The organism is Pseudomonas sp. 18-147 (genome assembly GCF_051048045.1).
GTDB lineage: Bacteria > Pseudomonadota > Gammaproteobacteria > Pseudomonadales > Pseudomonadaceae > Pseudomonas > Pseudomonas aeruginosa.
On the sequence record NZ_CP182296.1, the window covers coordinates 1,915,608 to 1,933,273 of the forward strand.

16 protein-coding genes are annotated in these 17,666 nt (G+C 67.8%); 5 read left to right on the forward strand and 11 right to left on the reverse strand.

All coding sequences use genetic code 11. The features are described from left to right. Positions 1-36 precede the first annotated feature (36 nt). Complete coding sequence (locus tag ACM0M4_RS09260; protein WP_003091706.1) at positions 37-642, forward strand: ATP-dependent Clp protease proteolytic subunit; 606 nt, start codon at positions 37-39, stop codon at positions 640-642. Positions 643-984: 342 nt separating this feature from the next. Here ACM0M4_RS09260 and ACM0M4_RS09265 read toward each other — a convergent pair whose 3' ends face one another. Genes ACM0M4_RS09265 through ACM0M4_RS09275 form a run of 3 tightly spaced genes read right to left on the reverse strand, consistent with a single transcriptional unit; the run spans position 985 to position 4,532 of the window. After that, positions 985-1,872, reverse strand: coding sequence for a metal-dependent hydrolase (locus ACM0M4_RS09265; RefSeq protein WP_003113144.1), 888 nt, complete (start codon positions 1,870-1,872; stop codon positions 985-987). 9 nt (positions 1,873-1,881) lie between these two features. Next, positions 1,882-3,660 (reverse strand): SDR family oxidoreductase, encoded by a 1,779-nt coding sequence (locus ACM0M4_RS09270; protein ID WP_003117579.1) that lies wholly within the window; start codon positions 3,658-3,660, stop codon positions 1,882-1,884. Then, the gene (locus ACM0M4_RS09275; protein ID WP_003091703.1) at positions 3,657-4,532 is read right to left on the reverse strand and encodes a M24 family metallopeptidase; all 876 of its coding nucleotides are present in this window, start codon (positions 4,530-4,532) and stop codon (positions 3,657-3,659) included. Before ACM0M4_RS09275 ends, ACM0M4_RS09270 begins: the two co-directional genes overlap by 4 nt. A 311-nt stretch (positions 4,533-4,843) precedes the next feature. On the opposite strand from ACM0M4_RS09275, the gene ACM0M4_RS09280 reads away from it, so the two are divergent. After that, a complete protein-coding gene (locus ACM0M4_RS09280) occupies positions 4,844-5,656 on the forward strand; it encodes a MerR family transcriptional regulator (RefSeq protein WP_003113147.1) in 813 nt (270 codons plus the stop codon). Between the two features lie 7 nt (positions 5,657-5,663). On the opposite strand, the gene ACM0M4_RS09285 is transcribed toward ACM0M4_RS09280, so the two are convergent. Continuing rightward, positions 5,664-6,578 carry a LysR family transcriptional regulator gene (locus ACM0M4_RS09285; RefSeq protein ID WP_003113148.1) on the reverse strand — a complete coding sequence of 305 codons (915 nt, stop codon included), beginning with the start codon at positions 6,576-6,578 and terminating at the stop codon, positions 5,664-5,666. Positions 6,579-6,666: 88 nt separating this feature from the next. On the opposite strand from ACM0M4_RS09285, the gene ACM0M4_RS09290 reads away from it, so the two are divergent. Together ACM0M4_RS09290 and ACM0M4_RS09295 are read left to right on the forward strand one after the other, a co-directional pair. Then, the gene (locus ACM0M4_RS09290; RefSeq protein WP_003091697.1) at positions 6,667-7,122 is read left to right on the forward strand and encodes a DMT family transporter; all 456 of its coding nucleotides are present in this window, start codon (positions 6,667-6,669) and stop codon (positions 7,120-7,122) included. Between the two features lie 230 nt (positions 7,123-7,352). Next, positions 7,353-9,431, forward strand: coding sequence for a phosphocholine-specific phospholipase C (locus tag ACM0M4_RS09295; protein ID WP_058169207.1), 2,079 nt, complete (start codon positions 7,353-7,355; stop codon positions 9,429-9,431). A 57-nt stretch (positions 9,432-9,488) separates the two neighbouring features. Here the strand turns inward: ACM0M4_RS09295 and ACM0M4_RS09300 are convergent, their stop codons facing one another. From ACM0M4_RS09300 to ACM0M4_RS09325, 6 genes are all read right to left on the reverse strand, one after another. Further along, positions 9,489-9,989 (reverse strand): hypothetical protein, encoded by a 501-nt coding sequence (locus ACM0M4_RS09300; protein WP_003091690.1) that lies wholly within the window; start codon positions 9,987-9,989, stop codon positions 9,489-9,491. 65 nt (positions 9,990-10,054) lie between these two features. Further along, positions 10,055-10,783 (reverse strand): hypothetical protein, encoded by a 729-nt coding sequence (locus tag ACM0M4_RS09305; RefSeq protein ID WP_003113151.1) that lies wholly within the window; start codon positions 10,781-10,783, stop codon positions 10,055-10,057. Between the two features lie 123 nt (positions 10,784-10,906). Continuing rightward, entirely contained in the window at positions 10,907-11,677 is a 771-nt protein-coding gene (gene phnE / locus ACM0M4_RS09310) for a phosphonate ABC transporter, permease protein PhnE (protein ID WP_003091685.1), read from the reverse strand. Further along, entirely contained in the window at positions 11,674-12,507 is an 834-nt protein-coding gene (locus ACM0M4_RS09315) for a PhnE/PtxC family ABC transporter permease (protein WP_033998655.1), read from the reverse strand. The genes phnE and ACM0M4_RS09315 overlap by 4 nt, the downstream gene beginning before the upstream one ends. Beyond that, a complete protein-coding gene (locus ACM0M4_RS09320) occupies positions 12,501-13,304 on the reverse strand; it encodes a phosphonate ABC transporter ATP-binding protein (protein WP_003119655.1) in 804 nt (267 codons plus the stop codon). The genes ACM0M4_RS09315 and ACM0M4_RS09320 overlap by 7 nt, the downstream gene beginning before the upstream one ends. Continuing rightward, positions 13,301-14,158, reverse strand: a complete 858-nt coding sequence (locus ACM0M4_RS09325) for a putative selenate ABC transporter substrate-binding protein (RefSeq protein WP_003113155.1) — start codon at positions 14,156-14,158, stop codon at positions 13,301-13,303. Before ACM0M4_RS09325 ends, ACM0M4_RS09320 begins: the two co-directional genes overlap by 4 nt. A 148-nt stretch (positions 14,159-14,306) precedes the next feature. Here ACM0M4_RS09325 and ACM0M4_RS09330 point away from each other — a divergent pair, with 148 nt between their 5' ends. Next, positions 14,307-15,197 carry an NAD(P)-dependent oxidoreductase gene (locus ACM0M4_RS09330; RefSeq protein WP_003113156.1) on the forward strand — a complete coding sequence of 297 codons (891 nt, stop codon included), beginning with the start codon at positions 14,307-14,309 and terminating at the stop codon, positions 15,195-15,197. 3 nt (positions 15,198-15,200) lie between these two features. Here ACM0M4_RS09330 and ACM0M4_RS09335 read toward each other — a convergent pair whose 3' ends face one another. After that, positions 15,201-17,381 (reverse strand): putative bifunctional diguanylate cyclase/phosphodiesterase, encoded by a 2,181-nt coding sequence (locus tag ACM0M4_RS09335; RefSeq protein ID WP_434324210.1) that lies wholly within the window; start codon positions 17,379-17,381, stop codon positions 15,201-15,203. Between the last annotated feature and the right edge of the window lie 285 nt (positions 17,382-17,666).

Below are 17,666 nucleotides of genomic sequence, written 5' to 3' on the forward strand. Positions count from 1 at the left end.
TTGCCGGATGGATTACCAACAGTTCCAGGAGGTTGCATGAAAACCGATGACAAGGACCGCGAAGGCGGCGACTCCCACGGCGCCATCGGCGCCAAGCTGATGGAGTACGCGCTCAAGGTCAGGAAGGTGTTCGTCACCGGCGGGGTCGACGAGAAGATGGCCAAGGACGTCGTCCAGCAGCTGCACATCCTCGCCTCGATCAGCGACGATCCGATCTACATGTTCGTCAATTCCCCGGGTGGCCACGTCGAATCCGGCGACATGATCTTCGACGCGATCCGCTTCATCACACCGAAGGTCATCATGATCGGTTCCGGCAGCGTTGCCAGCGCCGGCGCGCTGATCTATGCCGCGGCGGACAAGGAAAACCGCTATTCGCTGCCCAATACCCGCTTCCTCCTGCACCAGCCGTCGGGTGGCATCCAGGGGCCGGCGAGCAACATCGAGATCTACCGCCGCGAGATCGTGCGGATGAAGGAACGCCTCGACCGGATCTTCGCCGAAGCCACCGGGCAGACGCCGGAAAAGATCAGTGCCGACACCGAGCGCGACTTCTGGCTGAACGCGGAGGAGGCCGTGCAGTACGGCCTGGTCAACAAGATCATCGTTTCGGAACGGGAGATCACGCTGCCTGGCCAGTGAGTTTCCGCAGGCCGGATAAATACGAAGGCGGGCGCGAAGAGCGTATTTCCCGATTCTCTTCTCGCTCGCTTTTCTTTCTTTAATTTCCGATCGATAGGGTAACTTTTCTTACTTTTATTTTGCTTGTTCTCAAAATGCCATCAGCAAGAATGGCTGGCTTTTGCAAAGTCTCACGTCGCGCGCCCGTTATTTTCAATCATTCTATCGAACGACATTTTTCAGGCTTACGGAAATTACCTTCCGTCTGCCGGCCTCGTTTGACTCGACCTGACGTAACAATGGACAAGCGCCGGGAAAGTTCCAGCTTCCGCGGCGCTTGCCGGTATTTCCAGTGAATTGTTTTCAGGCGTTCGCCGCGCGCCGGGCCGCCGGCGAGTTGGCCAGGTATTCCAGGGCTTCCTGGGTATTCGCCTCGTGCTCGGGGTGGTACCAGGGATTGAAGTAACGGGCGACGTCGCGGAAGGTGCGCGCGAGGTTCGGCAGCAGGCCCTGCTTGCCGAGCCGCCACCAGGTTCGTAGGAATCCCTGGCGCTTGGCGCCGCGCAGGCTCGGGTCCTGGTCGAGGAGGGTGCGGGTGCCGTCGGCGAGCAGGTAGACCAGTATCGCGATGACCAACAGCATGGTCAGTTGCCGGGTGACGAAGCTGCCGCCCAGATGCACGTGCAGGTCGTGGGCGACGCTGCGGTGCTCGACTTCCTCGGCGCCGTGCCAGCGCAGCAGGTCGAGCATCACCGGGTCGCTGCCGCGGCGATCCAGCTCCCGGGCCTCCAGCACCCACTTGCCGAGCACGCAGGTGAAATGCTCCACCGCGGCGATGATCGCGCAGCGCTGGCGCAGCCACCAGCCGTCGAGGGCGCGGGTCAGGCGGTTCTGCCCCAGCGGGTAGTCGCAGAGCAGGCGTTCGAAAAGGAAATCCATCTTGTCGGTGAACGGCTTGGAGTCGATGTCGAACCTGCTCAGGTAGCGCTGGATCGCGCCGTCGTGGGCCCGCGAATGCATCGCTTCCTGGCGGATGAAACCCTGCACGTCGTCGCGCAGGCGGGCGTCGCTAACCAACGGCAGGGCCTTGTTGTAGAGGCGGCAGAACCACAGTTCGCCCGAAGGCAGGAGCATGTGCAGGACGTTCATCACCTGGGACGCTTCCGCTTCGCCGGGAACCCAGTGCAGGGGGGTATCGCTGAAGTCGAAGCGGACCTTGCGCTGGACCAGCTTGTGGTGGAATTCGCTCATGGCAGGCTCTCAGGAAGTCAGGTCGAAGCGCGCGAGAAACCGCGTGGCCCAGGGCGCGAAGCGCCATTGCAGGGCGCCGAGGTGCACCTCGCTGCCCACCGAGACCACCGCCTTGTTGCGCTCCACGGCGCGCACCAGCTTTTCCCCGACGGTGTCCGGGCTGAGCCGGCGTCGCTTGTAGAAGCGCTGGATCTTCGCCTGGCGCCGTGCCTGGCGTTCGGCGTCCATGCCGACGAAGCGGGTGGCCTGGACAATGCCGGTATCGACGAAGCCCGGGCACACCGCGGTGACTCCGATCGAACGTCCGGCCAGTTCCGCCCGCAGGCATTCGCTGAGCATCAGTACCGCGGCCTTGCTGGTGGCGTAGGCGGGGTAGTTGCGCGACGGCGCGAAGGCCACGCCGGAGGCGACATTGACCAGGTGCCCCGGCTTGTTCGCCGCGATCATCTGCCGGCCGAACAGGCGGCAGCCGTCGATCACGCTCCACAGGTTGACCCGCAGCAGGCGCTCCCATTCCGCGGGCGAGGTGTCGAGCATCGGTCCGGCCATGCCGATGCCGGCATTGCTGACTACCACATCCGGGACTCCGAGGGTGTCGCGCACCCACTCGGCGAAGGTCTCCATGGCCTGGGTATCGCCGACGTCGACCTGGTAGACATGGGCCGTGGCGCCAAGGGCGCGGGCCAGTTCGGCGCTGCGTTCGGCGGCTTCCAGATCGAGATCGGCGGCGAGCAGGCTGGCGCCGCGCTCGGCGAAGCTGAGCAGGGTCGAACGGCCGATGCCGCCGCCGGCGCCGGTGACCACCACCAGCTTGCCGTTCATCGAGCGCGCGTCGGGCCGGACCTGGGCGCGTTGCAGGGCCGGCGGCGACTCGCCGGTTTCCTGGGCGTCGATGAACTCGCCGAGCCAGCCGGCCAGTTGCTCCGGCTCGGCCAGCAGTTGCCAATGGCCGACGCTCGCCTCGCGCCGCCACAGGCGTGGCGCCCACAGGCTGAGGTGCTGGAACAGCTGGGCGCCGACGTAACGGTCGCGGGTCGGTACGATCAGTTGCACCGGCACTTCGGTGTGGCGCTTGCGCGGACGGAACAGGCTGCGGATGAAGTTGCCGCGGTACAGCTTGACCCCGTGCCGGCCGTCGCTGGCCTGGGTCGGGTTGACCTGCGGATGGCGGACGCCTTCGGCGTGCTTCAGGAACTGCGGCCAGAGCCGGGCCAGGCCGGCGCTCCAGAGCAGCTCGGGTACGACGGGGGTATGGAAGAAGGCGATGTACCAGGAGTGGAGCAACTGGCCGAATACCGCTTTCAGGGCCTTCGGACTGCGCTGCCTGAGGTGTTCGCGCATCCAGAAACCGACATGGTCCAGGCAGGGCCCGGAGATCGAGGTATAGGACGCGATCAGCGGTCGGCACTGCGGATCGGTGACGCTTTCCCAGGTCTGGATCGAGCCCCAGTCATGGGCCAGCAGGTGTACCGGGCGGTCCGGGCTGGTGGCGCGGATCACCGCCTGCAGGTCTTCGCTGAGCCGCTGCAGGTGGTAGTCGCGGCTCCAGCGTGGCTTGTCCGAAGCGCCGGCGCCACGCACGTCGTAGGCGACGATGCGGTAGCGCCCGGCCAGTTGGCGGATCAGCGGCAGCCAGGTCTCGTGGTTGTCCGGGTAGCCATGCACCATCAGCAGCGTCGGCTTGCCGTTGTCCGGCGCGCCCCAGCAATGAACCGCCAGGCGCACGTCGCCGGATTGCACGAACAGGCGTTCCGGCTGCAGGTCGGGGAGGGCGAGGAGCGCGTTCATGCGGCCTCCCGTGCTTGCGGCAGCAGGCCGCGCGCCTGCCAGCGGCGGACGTGCGGCAGGTCGTCGTCGAGCCAGTAGGCGTCGTCTTCGGTGACCACCAGCAGTTCTTCGAACTTGGCGCCCACCCCGCGTAGCCCCAGGTGCGGTTCCACCGCCCAGAGACCGGGCGTCGGCGGGTGCTCGGAGCGCTTGCCGCTGGACCACAGCGGCGACCAGCCTTCGCGCTTGCCGGTGACCAGCGCGTTGCGCGTCAGGGTGTACAGGTTGCGCACGCCGAAGCGCGCCACCGAGGGACCGCGGCGGTTGCCGAGCTTTTCCACGCGATGGGCGAGCACTTCGAAGGGATAGGCCTTGTGCCGTGGCAGGGTGCCCTGGATCACGCAGAGCCGGTCGACCGCCTGGCTGACTTCGGCCAGGGGGCGCCGTTCGCGGACCAGGTCAAGGATGGTGCGTCGGTGTATCAGCAGGTCGTCCATCAGCCGCTCCTGCAACAGGTTGTGGCCTAGTGCGCCGGAGTAGCCGACATCGGCGGTATAGGCGCCGAGGGTCGGCGCGCAGTCGAGGATGAACGGCATGCCTTCCTCCAGGCGCTGCTTGCCGGGGTAGAAGGCCAGGTTGAAGCCACCGAGATGACGCAGGCCGTCGAAGCCCTTGAACGAGGTGCGGCTGCCGAACCAGGCGAAGGGCTGGTGGAACCAGTCGTCGACGCCATGATCCTGCAGCCAGGTCTTCATCAGCGCCGCGGCTTCCCTCTCGCTGATGCCGGCGCGCAGTTCGCCGTGGATGGTTTCGCAGCAGGTATAGGCCAGTCGCTGGACCTGGCGGAAGTGATCGAGATCGTCGGGAGTGGGTACCCAGGCGCCTTGGGACATGGCTCTCTCCAGGCTGGCTTGTCGTTATTGTGACATTGATTGATGTCATGGTTGATGCTGGCCCATAAGCAGGCGTTGCGCCAGCCCTGGGAAGTCTCTTCACGCCGGTGTTACGGCACTTGCTACCGGCGCCGGAAGGCCCGGGGCAGAAGGCTCGGGACGTTTCCCCCGGGTTTTGGCGGTGGTGCCGGAGAAGCGGCTGACCGACGAGTCCAGTCTTTGGTTGGCGCCCGCGCATCCGGACGCTGGCAAAGAGCGTTGCGCCCCCGGAGGTTGTGGCCGTTCGGCGGGCCTCGTTATGATCCGCCTCCATGAGCACACCCCTGACCCTCCTGCAGCGCCTGCTGCAACGTGGCGAGCAGCCGTCCGCCGAGGATGCCCGCGAATACAGCGTCGACGAACTGGCTCGCGCGGCCGGCAGCAGCGTGCGCAACGTACGCGCCTACCAGGACCGCGGCCTGCTGCCGCCGCCGGAGCGGCGCGGCCGGGTCGGCGTGTATTTCGACAGTCATCTCAAGCGCCTGCGGCTGATCAGCCAGTTGCTCGAGCGCGGCTATTCCAGCGCCAACATCAAGGAACTGCTGGAAGCCTGGGAACAGGGCCGCGACCTCGACCATGTGCTCGGCCTGGACCAGGCGATCATCGGCGAGTGGAACCTGGAGACGCCCGGCAGCATCGGCTTCGACGAACTCCAGGCGATCTTCGGCGACGAACTGAACGACCGGGTGATCGACAAGGCCCAGGCGCTGGGCCTGCTGCTGTTCGACGGCGAGCGCATGAAGATCCCCAGTCCACGGCTGTTCCAGGCCGGGCTGGAACTGTACCGCAGCGGCATCCCGCTGGAGGCGCTGCTCGATCAACTCGGCGAGTTGCGCAGCGACACCGAGCATCTGGCGGCGGGGATCGTCCGCCTGATCGTCACCCACCTGGTGGACGGCCGCGGCACCGACCTGCTGCCCGGGGCGCCGGACCTGCAGGAGCTGGCCAAGGTGTTCCTGCGCCTGCGCCCGCTGGCGGAACACGTGGTCCAGGTGGAACTGGCGCGCGGCCTCAAGCTGTCGGCCAACGAAATGCTCGGCGAGCGTGTCGGCGAGATGCTGCGCAAGCTGGAAAAGCCTTCCTGACTCTTCTTCAGATCTTCCGCGCCGCCGCCTGGATCTGTTCCCGCAGCCAGGCGCCGGCCGCTTCGCGCTCGGCGTCGCCGCGCCAGATCTGCACATAGTCGAAGCGCGGGATCGCCAGCGGCGGCTCGCAGAGCGCCAGTTCCTCGGGTAGCCGCAACCTTTCGAGGGTGCGTTCGGCGATGGTCAGTACCAGGTCGGTGCCGGCCAGCAGCGCCGGGGCCACGGTGAAGTGCGGCAGGGTCAGCGCCACCTGCCGGCGCAGGCCGCGTTTTTCCAGGGCGCTGTCGACTTCCTCGGCCGGGTTGTCCTGTAGCGAGACGCGCACGTGGCGGGCCGCCAGGTAGCGGTCGAGGGACAGGCCGTCGGGGCGGTCGAACAGGCTGCGCCGACAGACGCAGACGAAACGCTCCTCGAACAGGCGCCTGGCGCGCACGCCCTCCGGAAGCAGGGGGAATACCCCCAGCGCGCAGTCCAGCTGTCCTTCGGCGACCTGACGGGCGGTTTCCAGGCGCGGTTCCTGGACTATCCCGAAGCTCACCCCGGGCGCCAGCGCCTGTTGCTGGCGCAGCAGCGCCGGCAGCACCACCCAGGCGCCGTAGTCGGACATGCCCAGGCGGAAGTGGCGTCGGCTGCGCACCGGTTCGAAGGTCGGCCCGCCGATCACCCCGCGTACCTGGTCGAGGCTGGCCTGGAGCTTCGGCGCCAGCTCCAGCGCCAGGCTGGTCAACTGCATGCGGCTTTTCACCCGCACCAGCAGTGGATCGCCGAACAGTTCGCGGAGACGCCCGAGGGCGTGGCTGACCGCCGGCTGCGACATGGCCAGGCGCTGCGCCGCGCGGGACACGTGGCGCTCGCTGAGGAGCGCGTCGAGCACCACCAGCAGGTTGAGGTCGATACGGCGTAGGTCATGAATCTGCTGCATGGAAGGTGTACCAACTATCGATTTCCATTCGCGAAGTGGATAGCAAAAACTCTGCTCCAGAGGCAAGGGCCGGAGGAGGAGAATCAGCATGCCCAATTATCTGATGGTACTGATGGCAGTTTCGGTGGGCGGCATGGTGGTGCTGCAGGCCGGCAGCAACGCCTTGCTCGGGCGCCTGCTCGGCCATCCGCTGAGCGCCAGCCTGACTTCGCTGGGCGTCAGCCTCGGGGTGGTCAGCCTGGGCCTGCTGCTGGTGCGGGTGCCGCTGCCGGCTACCGCCAGCCTCGGCGGCGCGCCCTGGTGGAGCTGGCTCGGCGGGCTGTTCGGCGCGGCCTACCTGACGGTGGCGATCCTGGTCGCGCCGCGCCTGGGTGCCGCCACTTTCATCGCGTGCGTGGTGGCCGGGCAGATGCTGGTCTCGGCCCTCTGCGACCAGTTCGGCTGGGCCGGTTTCCCGGTGCGCCGTTTGTCCTGGGAGGGCTATCTCGGCCTGGCGCTGGTGGTGGCGGGGGTATTGCTCCTGCAATGGCGGGGAAGAGCGTGAGGAGAGTGCCGGCGAAGGCTGTCAAGTGGAATCTGGCCTAGACCAAAATATTGATCTCAAATTGTGATGAAGTTGGCATGAATAGTTGTTGCAAAGCGTGTTGAAACCAAAGCGTCTTTTTCCCTCACTAGCGTCGTCGGGGTTCGAACAGCTTGCTGCCGAGTGAGCCTGCGGGCGTCATGGATGCGCTCGGCAGCCCTGTGCCACACCCTGACCTGGTGAGTCCCCCGATGATTTCGAAAAGCAGAAGAAGCTTCATCCGCCTGGCCGCCGGTACGGTCGGCGCCACCGTCGCCACCAGCATGCTGCCGTCGAGCATCCAGGCGGCCCTGGCGATTCCCGCGCACCGCCGGCATGGCAACCTCAAGGACGTCGAGCACGTGGTGATCCTGATGCAGGAGAACCGCTCCTTCGACCACTATTTCGGCACCCTCAAGGGCGTCCGCGGCTTCGGCGACCGCATGGCGATCCCGCTGCCCGATGGCCAGCGGGTCTGGCACCAGAAGGGCAGCAAGGGCGAGATCCTGCCCTACCACTTCGACACCAGCACCACCAGCGCCCAGCGCGTCGACGGCACCCCGCACACCTGGCCGGACGCCCAGCAGGCCTGGAACGAAGGGCGCATGGACAAGTGGCTGCCGGCCAAGACCGAGCGTTCCCTGGGCTACTACAAGGAGCAGGACATCGCCTTCCAGTTCGCGATGGCCAACGCCTTCACCATCTGCGACGCCTATCACTGCTCGTTCCAGGGCGGCACCAACCCCAACCGGCTGTTCCTCTGGACCGGCACCAACGACCCGCTCGGCCAGCACGGTGGTCCGGTAACCACCAACGACCACGACAGCAACGGCCCGGTGGAGCAGGGCTACACCTGGACCACCTATCCCGAGCGCCTGCAGGCTGCCGGCATCACCTGGCGGGTCTACCAGGACATGGCCGACAACTTCTCCGACAACCCGCTGATCGGCTTCCGCCAGTACCGCGCCGCGGCGCCTGACTCGCCGCTGATCGTCAACGGCCTGAGCACCTGGAAGCTCGATGCGCTGAAGCGCGACGTGCTGGCCAACAGCCTGCCGCAGGTGTCCTGGATCGTCGCCCCGGCCAAGTACTCCGAACACCCCGGCCCGTCCAGCCCGATCTGGGGGGCCGAGTACACTTCCTGGGTACTCGACGCGCTGACCGCCAACCCGGAGGTCTGGAGCAAGACCGCGCTGCTGGTGATGTTCGACGAGAACGACGGCTTCTTCGACCACGTCGCCCCGCCGGCCGCGCCGAGCCTGAACAAGGACGGCACGCTGCGTGGCAAGACCACCGCCGACGCCACCCTCGAATGGCACACCAAGGGCGATATCCGTTATCGCAACCAGCCCTACGGCCTCGGCCCGCGGGTGCCGATGTACGTGATCTCGCCGTGGAGCAAGGGCGGCTGGGTCAACTCCCAGGTGTTCGACCACACCTCGGTGATCCGCTTCCTGGAGCAGCGCTTCGGGGTCATGGAGCCGAATATCAGTCCCTGGCGTCGTGCCGTCTGCGGCGACCTGACCTCGGCGTTCAACTTCGCCAACCCGAACAACGAGCCGTTCCCCGAACTGCCCGACACCAGCCAGGCCGACGCCATCGTCGCCAGCCAGATCAAGCTGCCGAAGCCGAAGCCGCCGGCGGTGGCCGCCATGCCCAAGCAGGAAATGGGCATCCGTCCGGCCCGCGCCTTGCCCTACGAGCTGGGCGTGCATGCGCGCTACCGCAGCGGCGGAGATGCGCTGAGCCTGACCTTCGCCAACACCGGCAAGGCCGGCGCGGTGTTCCAGGTGTTCGACCTGCTCGACAGCGAGAACCCGCCGAAACGCTACACCGTCGGCGCGCGCAAGCGCCTGCACGACAGCTTCCAGGGCGACGCCAGCGGCGACTACCACCTGGAAGTGCACGGTCCGAACGGTTTCCTCCGGGTCTTTCGCGGCAACCTGCGGCGCGACCTGGCGGAGCGCAAGGCGCCGCTGCCGGAAGTGCGGATCGACTACGAGCCGCCGTTCGGCAACCTGCGCGTGCAACTGATCAACCGTGGCCGCCATCCGGTCAAGCTGACGGTCAAGGACAACGTCTATCGCCAGGGCGAGCGGCGTACCGTCAACGTGCCGCCGGGACAGCGTCGGGAAGTCCGCTATTCGCTGCGCAGCAGCGGCAACTGGTACGACTTCAGCGTCAGCGCGCAGGGGGCGGACAGCTTCCTGCGGCGTTTCAGCGGTCGCATGGAAGATGGTCGCTCCGGCTTCAGCGACCCGGGCATGGGCCTGGGCACGCTGACCTTCTGACCCGGACGGCCGCGCCGGCTCCCTGCAATGGGGCGGCCGGCGCGGACGGCCTGCGCCCTAGTCGAGGGGAACCGGGTAGAGGGTATTGAGGATCCACTTGCCGTCCTTCAGGACGAAACCGTACGAAATCTCCTTGGCCATGTACGTATCCCAGCGCGTGCAGACGCCCTGGCCGTCGGCCTGCTTGCAGGAGTAGGCATCGATCTTGCCCATGTGCAGCTTCTCCAGGGAAACCACCTGGAACTTGCTGTTGCCGCTGCAGGCCACCGGGTTGTCGATGTATCCGTACTGGCGCCAGGCCGCGTCGTAGTTGCCTCTCGACTTGAACAGGGTCTTGTCTTTCTGCGACGAGCCGGACGGCGGCGTCATCCCGTAGATGTGCTGGGTCACGTGGCCGCCCATCGAGGTATTGCGCGTGGCGTCGGCGCTTTGCTGCACGCTGGTGATGTCGCGGCAGGCGGCGGCGTTGGCCGAGGAGGCCAGCAGCAGAAGGGCGGAGAAACCCAGGCCGGCGACGCACTGGCGTGCGTCGGGGCGGGGCAGTGAAAAGCGGTTCATCGGCGGCTCCTGTGAGATGGATTGCTTATGAAGGAACGCCGCCGCGCAGTTTTCGTGAAGATGCCTCAGTCGCGATAGCGTGGTGGCGGCGCGTAGCCGCCGCCGTTCCGGGCGTCGGCGGGAAATGCCTGCGGTCCGTCGGCCGGCGCCTCGCGACCGCTGGCCGGAGCGTCCAGCTCGAACAGGGCCACGCCGATCACGCCGAGGTTGCGGCTGTCGCCGGCCGCGCTGTTGCTGGCGTAGGCATCGTCGGGGCTGGCGAAGCGGAACGCCGCGACTTCCCGTTCGTTCTTGCGGAAGCCCTCGATCACCAGGCTCTCGCCCGGTTCCAGCACATAGCCGCGGTTCTTCAGGCTGCCCGGCTGGCCGTTGAGCACGTCCAGGCCGTCTACCGTGGCGACCACCTCGTAGGTCGCGCTGCCGAGGTTGTTCAGCCACAGTCGGTAGCGCTGGCCTTCACGACCCTGCAATTGCAGGGTGCTGCGGTGCTGCACGAGGTCGAACTTGCCGCCATCCTCGTCGAGTACGGCGAAGCCCACCCTGCCCTTGGCCAGGGGCAGTTCCTTGATGGCACGTCCATCGAAGCGGCTCGCGCTGTAGAACACCTGGCGGCGATCGACCGGTTGCTCCGATAGACGTCGCAGGGCCACCGAGGTGACCGGCGAGGCGACGCCTTCGCCCCATTGGGTGCCGAGCCGCTGCTCGGTCGGCGCGCCGGCCTGCTGTTGGGGCAGGCTGCAGCCGCCGAGGGCCAGCAGGCCCAGCAGTAATGCGGATAGCAGTGGTTTGCGCATGGTTCCTTCCTCTCCCTGGACACCTGGAGGCGGGGTGCCTCCCTGATGGCTCCGAGCACCGATGATGCCTGATCTTCGGCGGGCTTCATAAATTTCCTCGAACGGGCGCGGCGGCGCGTTTTCCTATTGGCTGACCCAGCGCTGCCGCGCCCAGGCGCTCAGGCTGTCGACCCCGAGCACCAGGACCAGCATGGCCAGGATCACCGTGGCGGCCTGGGCCTGCTGGAACAGGCTCAAGCTGAAATAGAGCATCTGCCCGAGCCCGCCGGCACCGACGAAGCCGAGCACGCTGGCCATACGGATATTGTTCTCCCAGCGGTACAGGGTATAGGCCACCAGTTGCGGCCAGACCCCCGGCAGGGTGCCATAGGCGAATGCCGCGAGGCGTCCGCTGCCGGCCAGGCGCAAGGCCTCGGCGGGCTGCGCCGGGGTGTTCTCCAGGGCTTCGGCGAACAGCCGGCCGAGCACGCCGCCGGTGTGCAGCGCCAGGGCGAGGGTCCCGGCGTTCGGCCCGAGCCCGGCCGCCAGCACCATCAGCGCGCCCCAGACCAGCTCCGGCACCGCGCGCAGCGCATTGAGCAGGAGTCGCGCCAGGCTCTGCGCCGGCACGCCGAAGCGACCTGCCGCCGGCAGCGCGAAGAGCAGGCCGAGCAGCGCCGCCAGCAGGGTGCCGATGGCCGACATGGCCAGGGTTTCCAGCAGCCCCCGGCCAATCGCCCGCAGGTGCGGAGCGGACAGGTCGGGCGGGAAGAACTCGCTGGCGTAGGCGGCCATCTGGCCCAGTCCCTTGCCGCTGAAAAGACCTGCGGTGTCCATGTCCAGATAGGCGAACGAGGCGCCCACCGCGGCCACCACCAGCAGCGGCCAGAGCAGCAGGCGCCAGGTCCGGCTCATGCCAGCCTCCCGCGCAGGAAGCGGCTCAGCAGGTCGGCGAGGAGGACCAGCAGGAGGAAGGTCAGCAGGATGCTGGCAACCTCGCCGCCGGCGAACATCCGCAGCGACAGGTCGATCTGCTGGCCGAGGCCGCCGGCGCCGACGAAGCCCATCACCACCGAAGCACGGATCGCGCACTCCCAGCGATAGACAGTGTAGGAAATCATTTCCCCGGCGGCGTTCGGCAGCACCCCGTAGGCGAACGCCGCCAGCCGCGATCCGCCGCCCAGCAGCAGGGCGCGGGTGGGGCGCGGATCCACCGACTCGAAGATTTCCGCGTAGACCTTGCCGAGCATGCCGGCATAGGTGATGGCGATGGCCAACACCCCGGCGGTGGGGCCCAGGCCCACGGCGCGGACGAACAGCAGCGCCCAGACGATTTCCGGCACGCTGCGCAGGAGGATCAGCAGGCCGCGCACCGGCCAGCGCAGTGCCCGTGCCCACCAGGCCGGCAGGCCGCCGCGCGGCAGTGCCGAGAGCGACAGGGCGCGGGTCGCCAGCAGTGCGGCGGGAAACGCCAGGAGCCAGGCCAGGGCCATGCCGGCGGTGGCGATGGCGAGGGTTTCCAGGGTGGCGCGGCCGAGCAGGGCGAGGAACCCGGGATCGTGTGCCGGCGGCCAGAAGCCGGCGAGGAAACCGCCCATGGTGCGCGCGTTGTCGCCGCTGAACAGGCCGGGGATATCCAGTTCGCTGAGGCGCAGCCCCGGCCAGAGCAGCAGCAACGTGGCCAGGGTCAGCAGCAGGCGCGGCAGGGCGGCGGGGTCGCGCGGCGGAGAAGCGGCGTTCAGCATCGTGGGATGTGCACCACGGCGGGTTCGCCGGCCGGGCTGGCGCGCTCGGCCTGCAGTTGTTCGTTGGCGTAGAGGGCGTCCAGCGCGGCGCGGTCGACTTCGCCGGCGGGCAGGTCGAAGGCGATGCGTCCGGCGCGCAGTCCGATCACCCGGGGGAAGTGTTGCAGCGCCAGGTCCACCGCGTGCAGGCTGGCCAGCAGGGTGCTGCCGCGCGCGGCGGCCTCGCGGTTGAGCAGGGCCAGGGTATGGCCGGCGAGCACCGGGTCCATGGCCGAGACCGGTTCGTCGGCGAGGATCAGCTCGGCGCGCTGGTAGAGCACCCGGGCGATGCCGACCCGCTGCAACTGGCCGCCGGAAAGCTGGTCGCAGCGCTGGAACAGCTTGTCGCCGAGATCCAGGCGTTGCAGTGCGTCGTGGGCGCCGGCGCGGTCCAGCGGATAGACCAGGCTGACCAGGCTCTTCCATAGCGGCCACTGGCCGAGGCGCCCGGCCAGTACCGCGCTGACCACCCGCTGCCGTGGCGGCAGCGGTGGTGCCTGGTGGACCAGGCCGATGCGCGCGCGCAGGCGTTGGCGGGCGGCGGCGGATAGCGCCCAGGGCTCCTCGCCGAGCAGTTCGACACGGCCGGCGCTGGGCCGCCATTGGCTGGCGAGCACCCGCAGCAGGCTGGTCTTGCCGGCGCCGGAAGGTCCGATCAGGGCCACCCGTTCGCCAGCGGCCAGGCGCAGGCGGATGTCGGCAAGGGCGCGTTGGCCGTCGGCGTGGACCAGGTCCACGCCGTCGAGGCTCAGGCTCACTTCAGCAGGCCGGCGGCGCGTGCGGACTCCTCGATGCCCTTGTAGTTGTCCGGATTGGTCTCGATGAAGCGGCTGGCGGCCTGCAGGTCGAGGATCTCCTTGTCGGCCGGTTTCGCCGGGTCGAGGGCGAGGAAGGCCTGCTTGATCTTCTCGGCCAGGGCCGGGTCGAGGTTGCCGCGCACGGTCCAGTTGTAGTCGTAGTAGGTCGGCGTGGTGGCGAAGACCTTGACCTTGGCGGTATCGACCTTGCCGCTGTCCACCAGCTTCTGCCAGACCGAGGCGTTCAGCACGCCGGCGTCGACCTTGCCGGCCTGGACCCAGGCTACGGTGGCGTCGTGGGCGCCGGAGTAGGCGACGCGGGAGAAGAACTGCTCGGGGACGATGCCGTCCTTCTGCATGAAGTAGCGCGGCATCAGGCTGCCCGAGGTGGAGGAGACCGAGCCGAAGGCGAAGGTCTTGCCCTTCAGGTCCTGCAGGGATTTCACCTGGGGATCGGCCGTGATGAATTTGCTGGTGAACTGCTGGTCCTGCTCGCGCTGCACCAGGGGAATGGCGTTGCCGGTCTTCAGCCGCGCCTGGACGAAGGTGAAGCCGCCCAGCCAGGCCATGTCCAGGCGGTCGGCGGCCAGCGCCTCGACCACCCCGGCGTAGTCGGCCACCGGGACGAACTTCACCGGCATGCCGAGTTGCTTCTCCAGATAGGCGCCGAGCGGCTTGAATTTGCGCAGTAGCTCGGTGGGCGCCTCGTCGGGGATCGCCGAGACCTTGAGTTCTTTCAGGGTTTCGGCGTGGGCGAGCGCGGCGGACAGGGACAGGGCGATGCCGGCGGCGAGCGCCAGGGAGCGTTTCAACATGGGAGAGTTCTCCGGTTCAATGGCGGAAAAAACCCGGGGAGTATAGTGGTGCGCGGCCCGCTTGGGCAGCCGTCGCGGCGTTGCTCGCCGGCGCCTCGCGGGTAATATGGCGCTCCCCGTGCCCATTCGCTGCGTATTGGAGTTCGCCATGTCCGCTTCCCTGCCTTCCCTTGCCTTCGCCGGTCTCGGCCTGATGGGCGTGCCCATGTGCCGCCGGCTGCTGGCCGCCGGCTATCCGCTGGCGGTGTGGAACCGTTCGCCGGGCAAACGCGAGTTGCTCGCGGCCGAGGGCGCGAAAGCCGTCGAGGTCCCGGCCGAGCTGGCCGCCGACGCGGAAATCCTGATGCTTTGCCTGGCCGATACCGCGGCGGTGCGCGAAGTGGTGTTCGGCGCCGGCGGCATCGTCGAGAACGCCAGGCCCGGGCAGTTGCTGGTGGACTTCTCCAGCGCCGAGCCGGCCGCCACCCGCGAGATGGCCGCCGAGCTGGAGGCGCGCTGCGGCGTGCGCTGGGTCGACGCGCCGGTCTCCGGCGGCACGCCGGGCGCGGAAAGCGGCAGCCTGGCGATCATGGCTGGCGGACGCGCAGCGGATATCGAACGCCTGCGGCCGGTCCTCTCCCGGCTCGGCCAGCGCCTGACGCGCATGGGCGAGGTGGGCGCCGGGCAGGTGACCAAGGTCTGCAACCAGATGATCGTTGCCTGCAACGCCCTGGTGATCGCCGAAGTGGTGGCGCTGGCGGAGCGGGCCGGGGTCGACGCCAGCCTGGTCGCTCCGGCGCTGGCGGGCGGCTTCGCCGACTCGAAGCCGTTGCAGATCCTCGCCCCGCAAATGGCCGAGAGCCGTTACGAGCCGGTCAAGTGGCACGTACGGACCCTGCTCAAGGATCTCGATACCGCGGTGAAGCTGTCCCGCGAGCAAGGCGCGGCCACCCCGATGAGCGGGTTGGCCGCGCAGTTGATGCGTCTGCACGGCAGCCAGGGCTATCTCGAACGCGATCCGGCGACCCTGGTGGAGCAATACCGGACCGCCGTCGAGTGAACCTCAGGCCTGGTTCAGGCTGCGCAGCGGCGGCGCGGCGTCGAAGCGGTAGGCGCGGAGGAACTCTTCCAGGGCCGCCAGCGGCAGCGGCCGGCTGAACAGGTAGCCCTGCACCAGCTCGCAATGGTTCTCCCGCAGGAACGCCAGTTGCTGCGGAGTCTCCACGCCCTCGGCGACGACTTTCAGATGGAGCTTCTGGGCCATCGCGATGATCGCCTGGGCGATTTCCATGTCCCGCTGCGAGGCGGGGATGTCCATGATGAACGAGCGATCCACCTTCAGCGCGTCCAGCGGCAGGCGCCGCAGGTAGGCGAGCGACGAATAGCCGGTGCCGAAGTCGTCGATCGACAGGCTGACGCCCAGCTCGCGGAGGCGTTCGAGCAGCGGGATGGTCTGGTCGATGTTGTACATCAGCGCGTCCTCGGTCACCTCCAGTTCGAGGAAGCACGCCGCCAGCCCGGCCTGCTCCAGCGCATGACGGACTTCGTCGACTAGGCTGGCCCGGCCGAGATTGCTGGCGCAGCAGTTGACCGGCACCCGCAGCCGTTCGTGGCCGGCCAGGTGCAGGCTGCGCAGGTCGCGGCAGGCGCGTCGCAGCACCCAGTCGTCGAGCTGGTCGATCATGCCGTTGGCTTCGGCCAGGCCGATGAATCGGTCCGGACCGAGCAGGCCCTGGGTCGGATGGCGCCAGCGCACCAATGCCTCCAACTGGTGTACCTCGCCGTCGGCGAGGGCGAGGATCGGCTGGTAGTGCAGCTCCAGTTGGTCGTCGCGCAGGGCCTGGCGCAGTTCCTCCTCCATCTGCAGTTCCTGGGTCGCTCGCACCAGCAGTTGCCGGCTGAAGAACTGCGCGTTGTTGCGCCCGCAGGCCTTGGACTGGTGCAGGGCCAGGCCGGCGTTCTTCAGCAGCTCCTCGCACTGCTCGCCGTCGTTCGGGTAGAGGCTGACGCCGACGCTGGCGGTCATCACCAGGGTGCGCCCGTCCAGGGCGATGGGTTCCTTCATCTTCTGCATCAGGCGTTGCGAGAGGATGTGCGCCTCGTGGTCCTGGGTGAGGTCGGCGAGCACGCAGAACTCGTCGCCGGCGAAGCGCGCCACCACGTCGCTATCGCGCAACACGCTGCGGATGCGTTCGGAGACGATCTTCAGCAGTTGGTCGCCAGAGTCGTGGCCGAGGGAATCGTTGATCCGCTTGAAGTGATCGAGGTCGAGGAACATCACCGCCAGGCCCTTGCCTCTCAGGCGACAATTCTGCAGGTGCTGGACGAACACTTCGTTGAATGCCATGCGGTTCTGCAGGCCGGTCAGGCTGTCGTAGCGAGCCATCTGGCGCAGCGAGGCGTGGGCGTGGTCGAGCTGGTTGAGCAGGGCGTTGACCCGGCTGTTTTCGCTGAGCCGGCGCTCCCGTTGTTTCTCCGACCATGCGGCCCAGATGCCGCAGGCGGCGATGGCGCTGGCGAGCACTCCGGTGAGCCAGCCCAGGCGCAGCGAGTCGGCGCTGGCTTGCAGTTCCAGCGGCGTGCCGGCGGGTACGCTGAGCACCAGCGCGGCCATCCCGGTGAAATGCATGGCGGCGATGGCGCCGGCCAGCAGCAGGCTGGCGATCAGTTTCATGTAGCGGTAGCGCGCGCTGCGCCGGCCGCGCAGGTAGGGGACCGCGGCGAGGGCGGTGAAGGCGGCGCCGATGGCGATCAGTACCGAAAGGGCGAACAGCGATGGCTGGTAGTACTGGGTGGCCACCGAGCGCATCGCCGCCATCCCGGTGTAGTGCATGGCGGCGATGCCCAGGCCGATGCAGCAGGCGGCGAGCAGGCAGGGCAGCAGGCCGAAGCGCGGGCGGGCGGTCATGTACATCGCCAGGTACGAGGCGGCGACGGCGATCAGCAGCGACAGGCCGGTGATCGGCAGGTCGTAGCGCAGGGCGATCGGCGCGTGGAACGCGAGCATGGCGACGAAATGCGTGGCCCAGATGCCGCTGCCCAGGCAGAACGCCCCGACCCATTGCCAGCGGCGCGGGTGGCTCAGGCTGTTGCCGACCCGCTCGACCATGTCCAGCGCCGTGTACCCGGCGAGGCAGGCGACGAGGAAGGCGAGCGCCACCAGCGACGGAGAATAGGTGCAGTTCTGCAGCACGTAGCCGTCGACGGGAGACTCTCCGAGGAAGCGCAGGCCTTGCCAATCCATAGCGGTGTCTCCCTGGACACGGAAAACCCGCGGACGGCGCGGGCGCGGGCTGGGGATGGGGGTGGCATTGTGCTTCCAGTATAGATAGCGGGAGCCACCTGCAAGGTCGGCATGGAAGGAAGTCGCTGGCCGCCGACATACGGCCGGTTTCGGCATTTTCCCGGGGAGAAAAGGCATAGCTGAGCTTGTTCCGGCTCCATCGCCACGGGCATGATCGCTGCGCCCGCGAGGGCTCGCGAGGCTTCACGAAATTTTGACCAGGCGCCCGATAGAGTTCGGGCGCCC

Coding starts and splice junctions, on each gene's coding strand:
- ACM0M4_RS09260 (WP_003091706.1), top strand. CDS start 37: ATGAAAACCGATGACAAGGACCGCGAAGGCGGCGACTCCCACGGCGCC.
- ACM0M4_RS09265 (WP_003113144.1), bottom strand. CDS start 1,872: ATGAGCGAATTCCACCACAAGCTGGTCCAGCGCAAGGTCCGCTTCGAC.
- ACM0M4_RS09270 (WP_003117579.1), bottom strand. CDS start 3,660: ATGAACGCGCTCCTCGCCCTCCCCGACCTGCAGCCGGAACGCCTGTTC.
- ACM0M4_RS09275 (WP_003091703.1), bottom strand. CDS start 4,532: ATGTCCCAAGGCGCCTGGGTACCCACTCCCGACGATCTCGATCACTTC.
- ACM0M4_RS09280 (WP_003113147.1), top strand. CDS start 4,844: ATGAGCACACCCCTGACCCTCCTGCAGCGCCTGCTGCAACGTGGCGAG.
- ACM0M4_RS09285 (WP_003113148.1), bottom strand. CDS start 6,578: ATGCAGCAGATTCATGACCTACGCCGTATCGACCTCAACCTGCTGGTG.
- ACM0M4_RS09290 (WP_003091697.1), top strand. CDS start 6,667: ATGCCCAATTATCTGATGGTACTGATGGCAGTTTCGGTGGGCGGCATG.
- ACM0M4_RS09295 (WP_058169207.1), top strand. CDS start 7,353: ATGATTTCGAAAAGCAGAAGAAGCTTCATCCGCCTGGCCGCCGGTACG.
- ACM0M4_RS09300 (WP_003091690.1), bottom strand. CDS start 9,989: ATGAACCGCTTTTCACTGCCCCGCCCCGACGCACGCCAGTGCGTCGCC.
- ACM0M4_RS09305 (WP_003113151.1), bottom strand. CDS start 10,783: ATGCGCAAACCACTGCTATCCGCATTACTGCTGGGCCTGCTGGCCCTC.
- phnE (WP_003091685.1), bottom strand. CDS start 11,677: ATGAGCCGGACCTGGCGCCTGCTGCTCTGGCCGCTGCTGGTGGTGGCC.
- ACM0M4_RS09315 (WP_033998655.1), bottom strand. CDS start 12,507: ATGCTGAACGCCGCTTCTCCGCCGCGCGACCCCGCCGCCCTGCCGCGC.
- ACM0M4_RS09325 (WP_003113155.1), bottom strand. CDS start 14,158: ATGTTGAAACGCTCCCTGGCGCTCGCCGCCGGCATCGCCCTGTCCCTG.
- ACM0M4_RS09330 (WP_003113156.1), top strand. CDS start 14,307: ATGTCCGCTTCCCTGCCTTCCCTTGCCTTCGCCGGTCTCGGCCTGATG.
- ACM0M4_RS09335 (WP_434324210.1), bottom strand. CDS start 17,381: ATGGATTGGCAAGGCCTGCGCTTCCTCGGAGAGTCTCCCGTCGACGGC.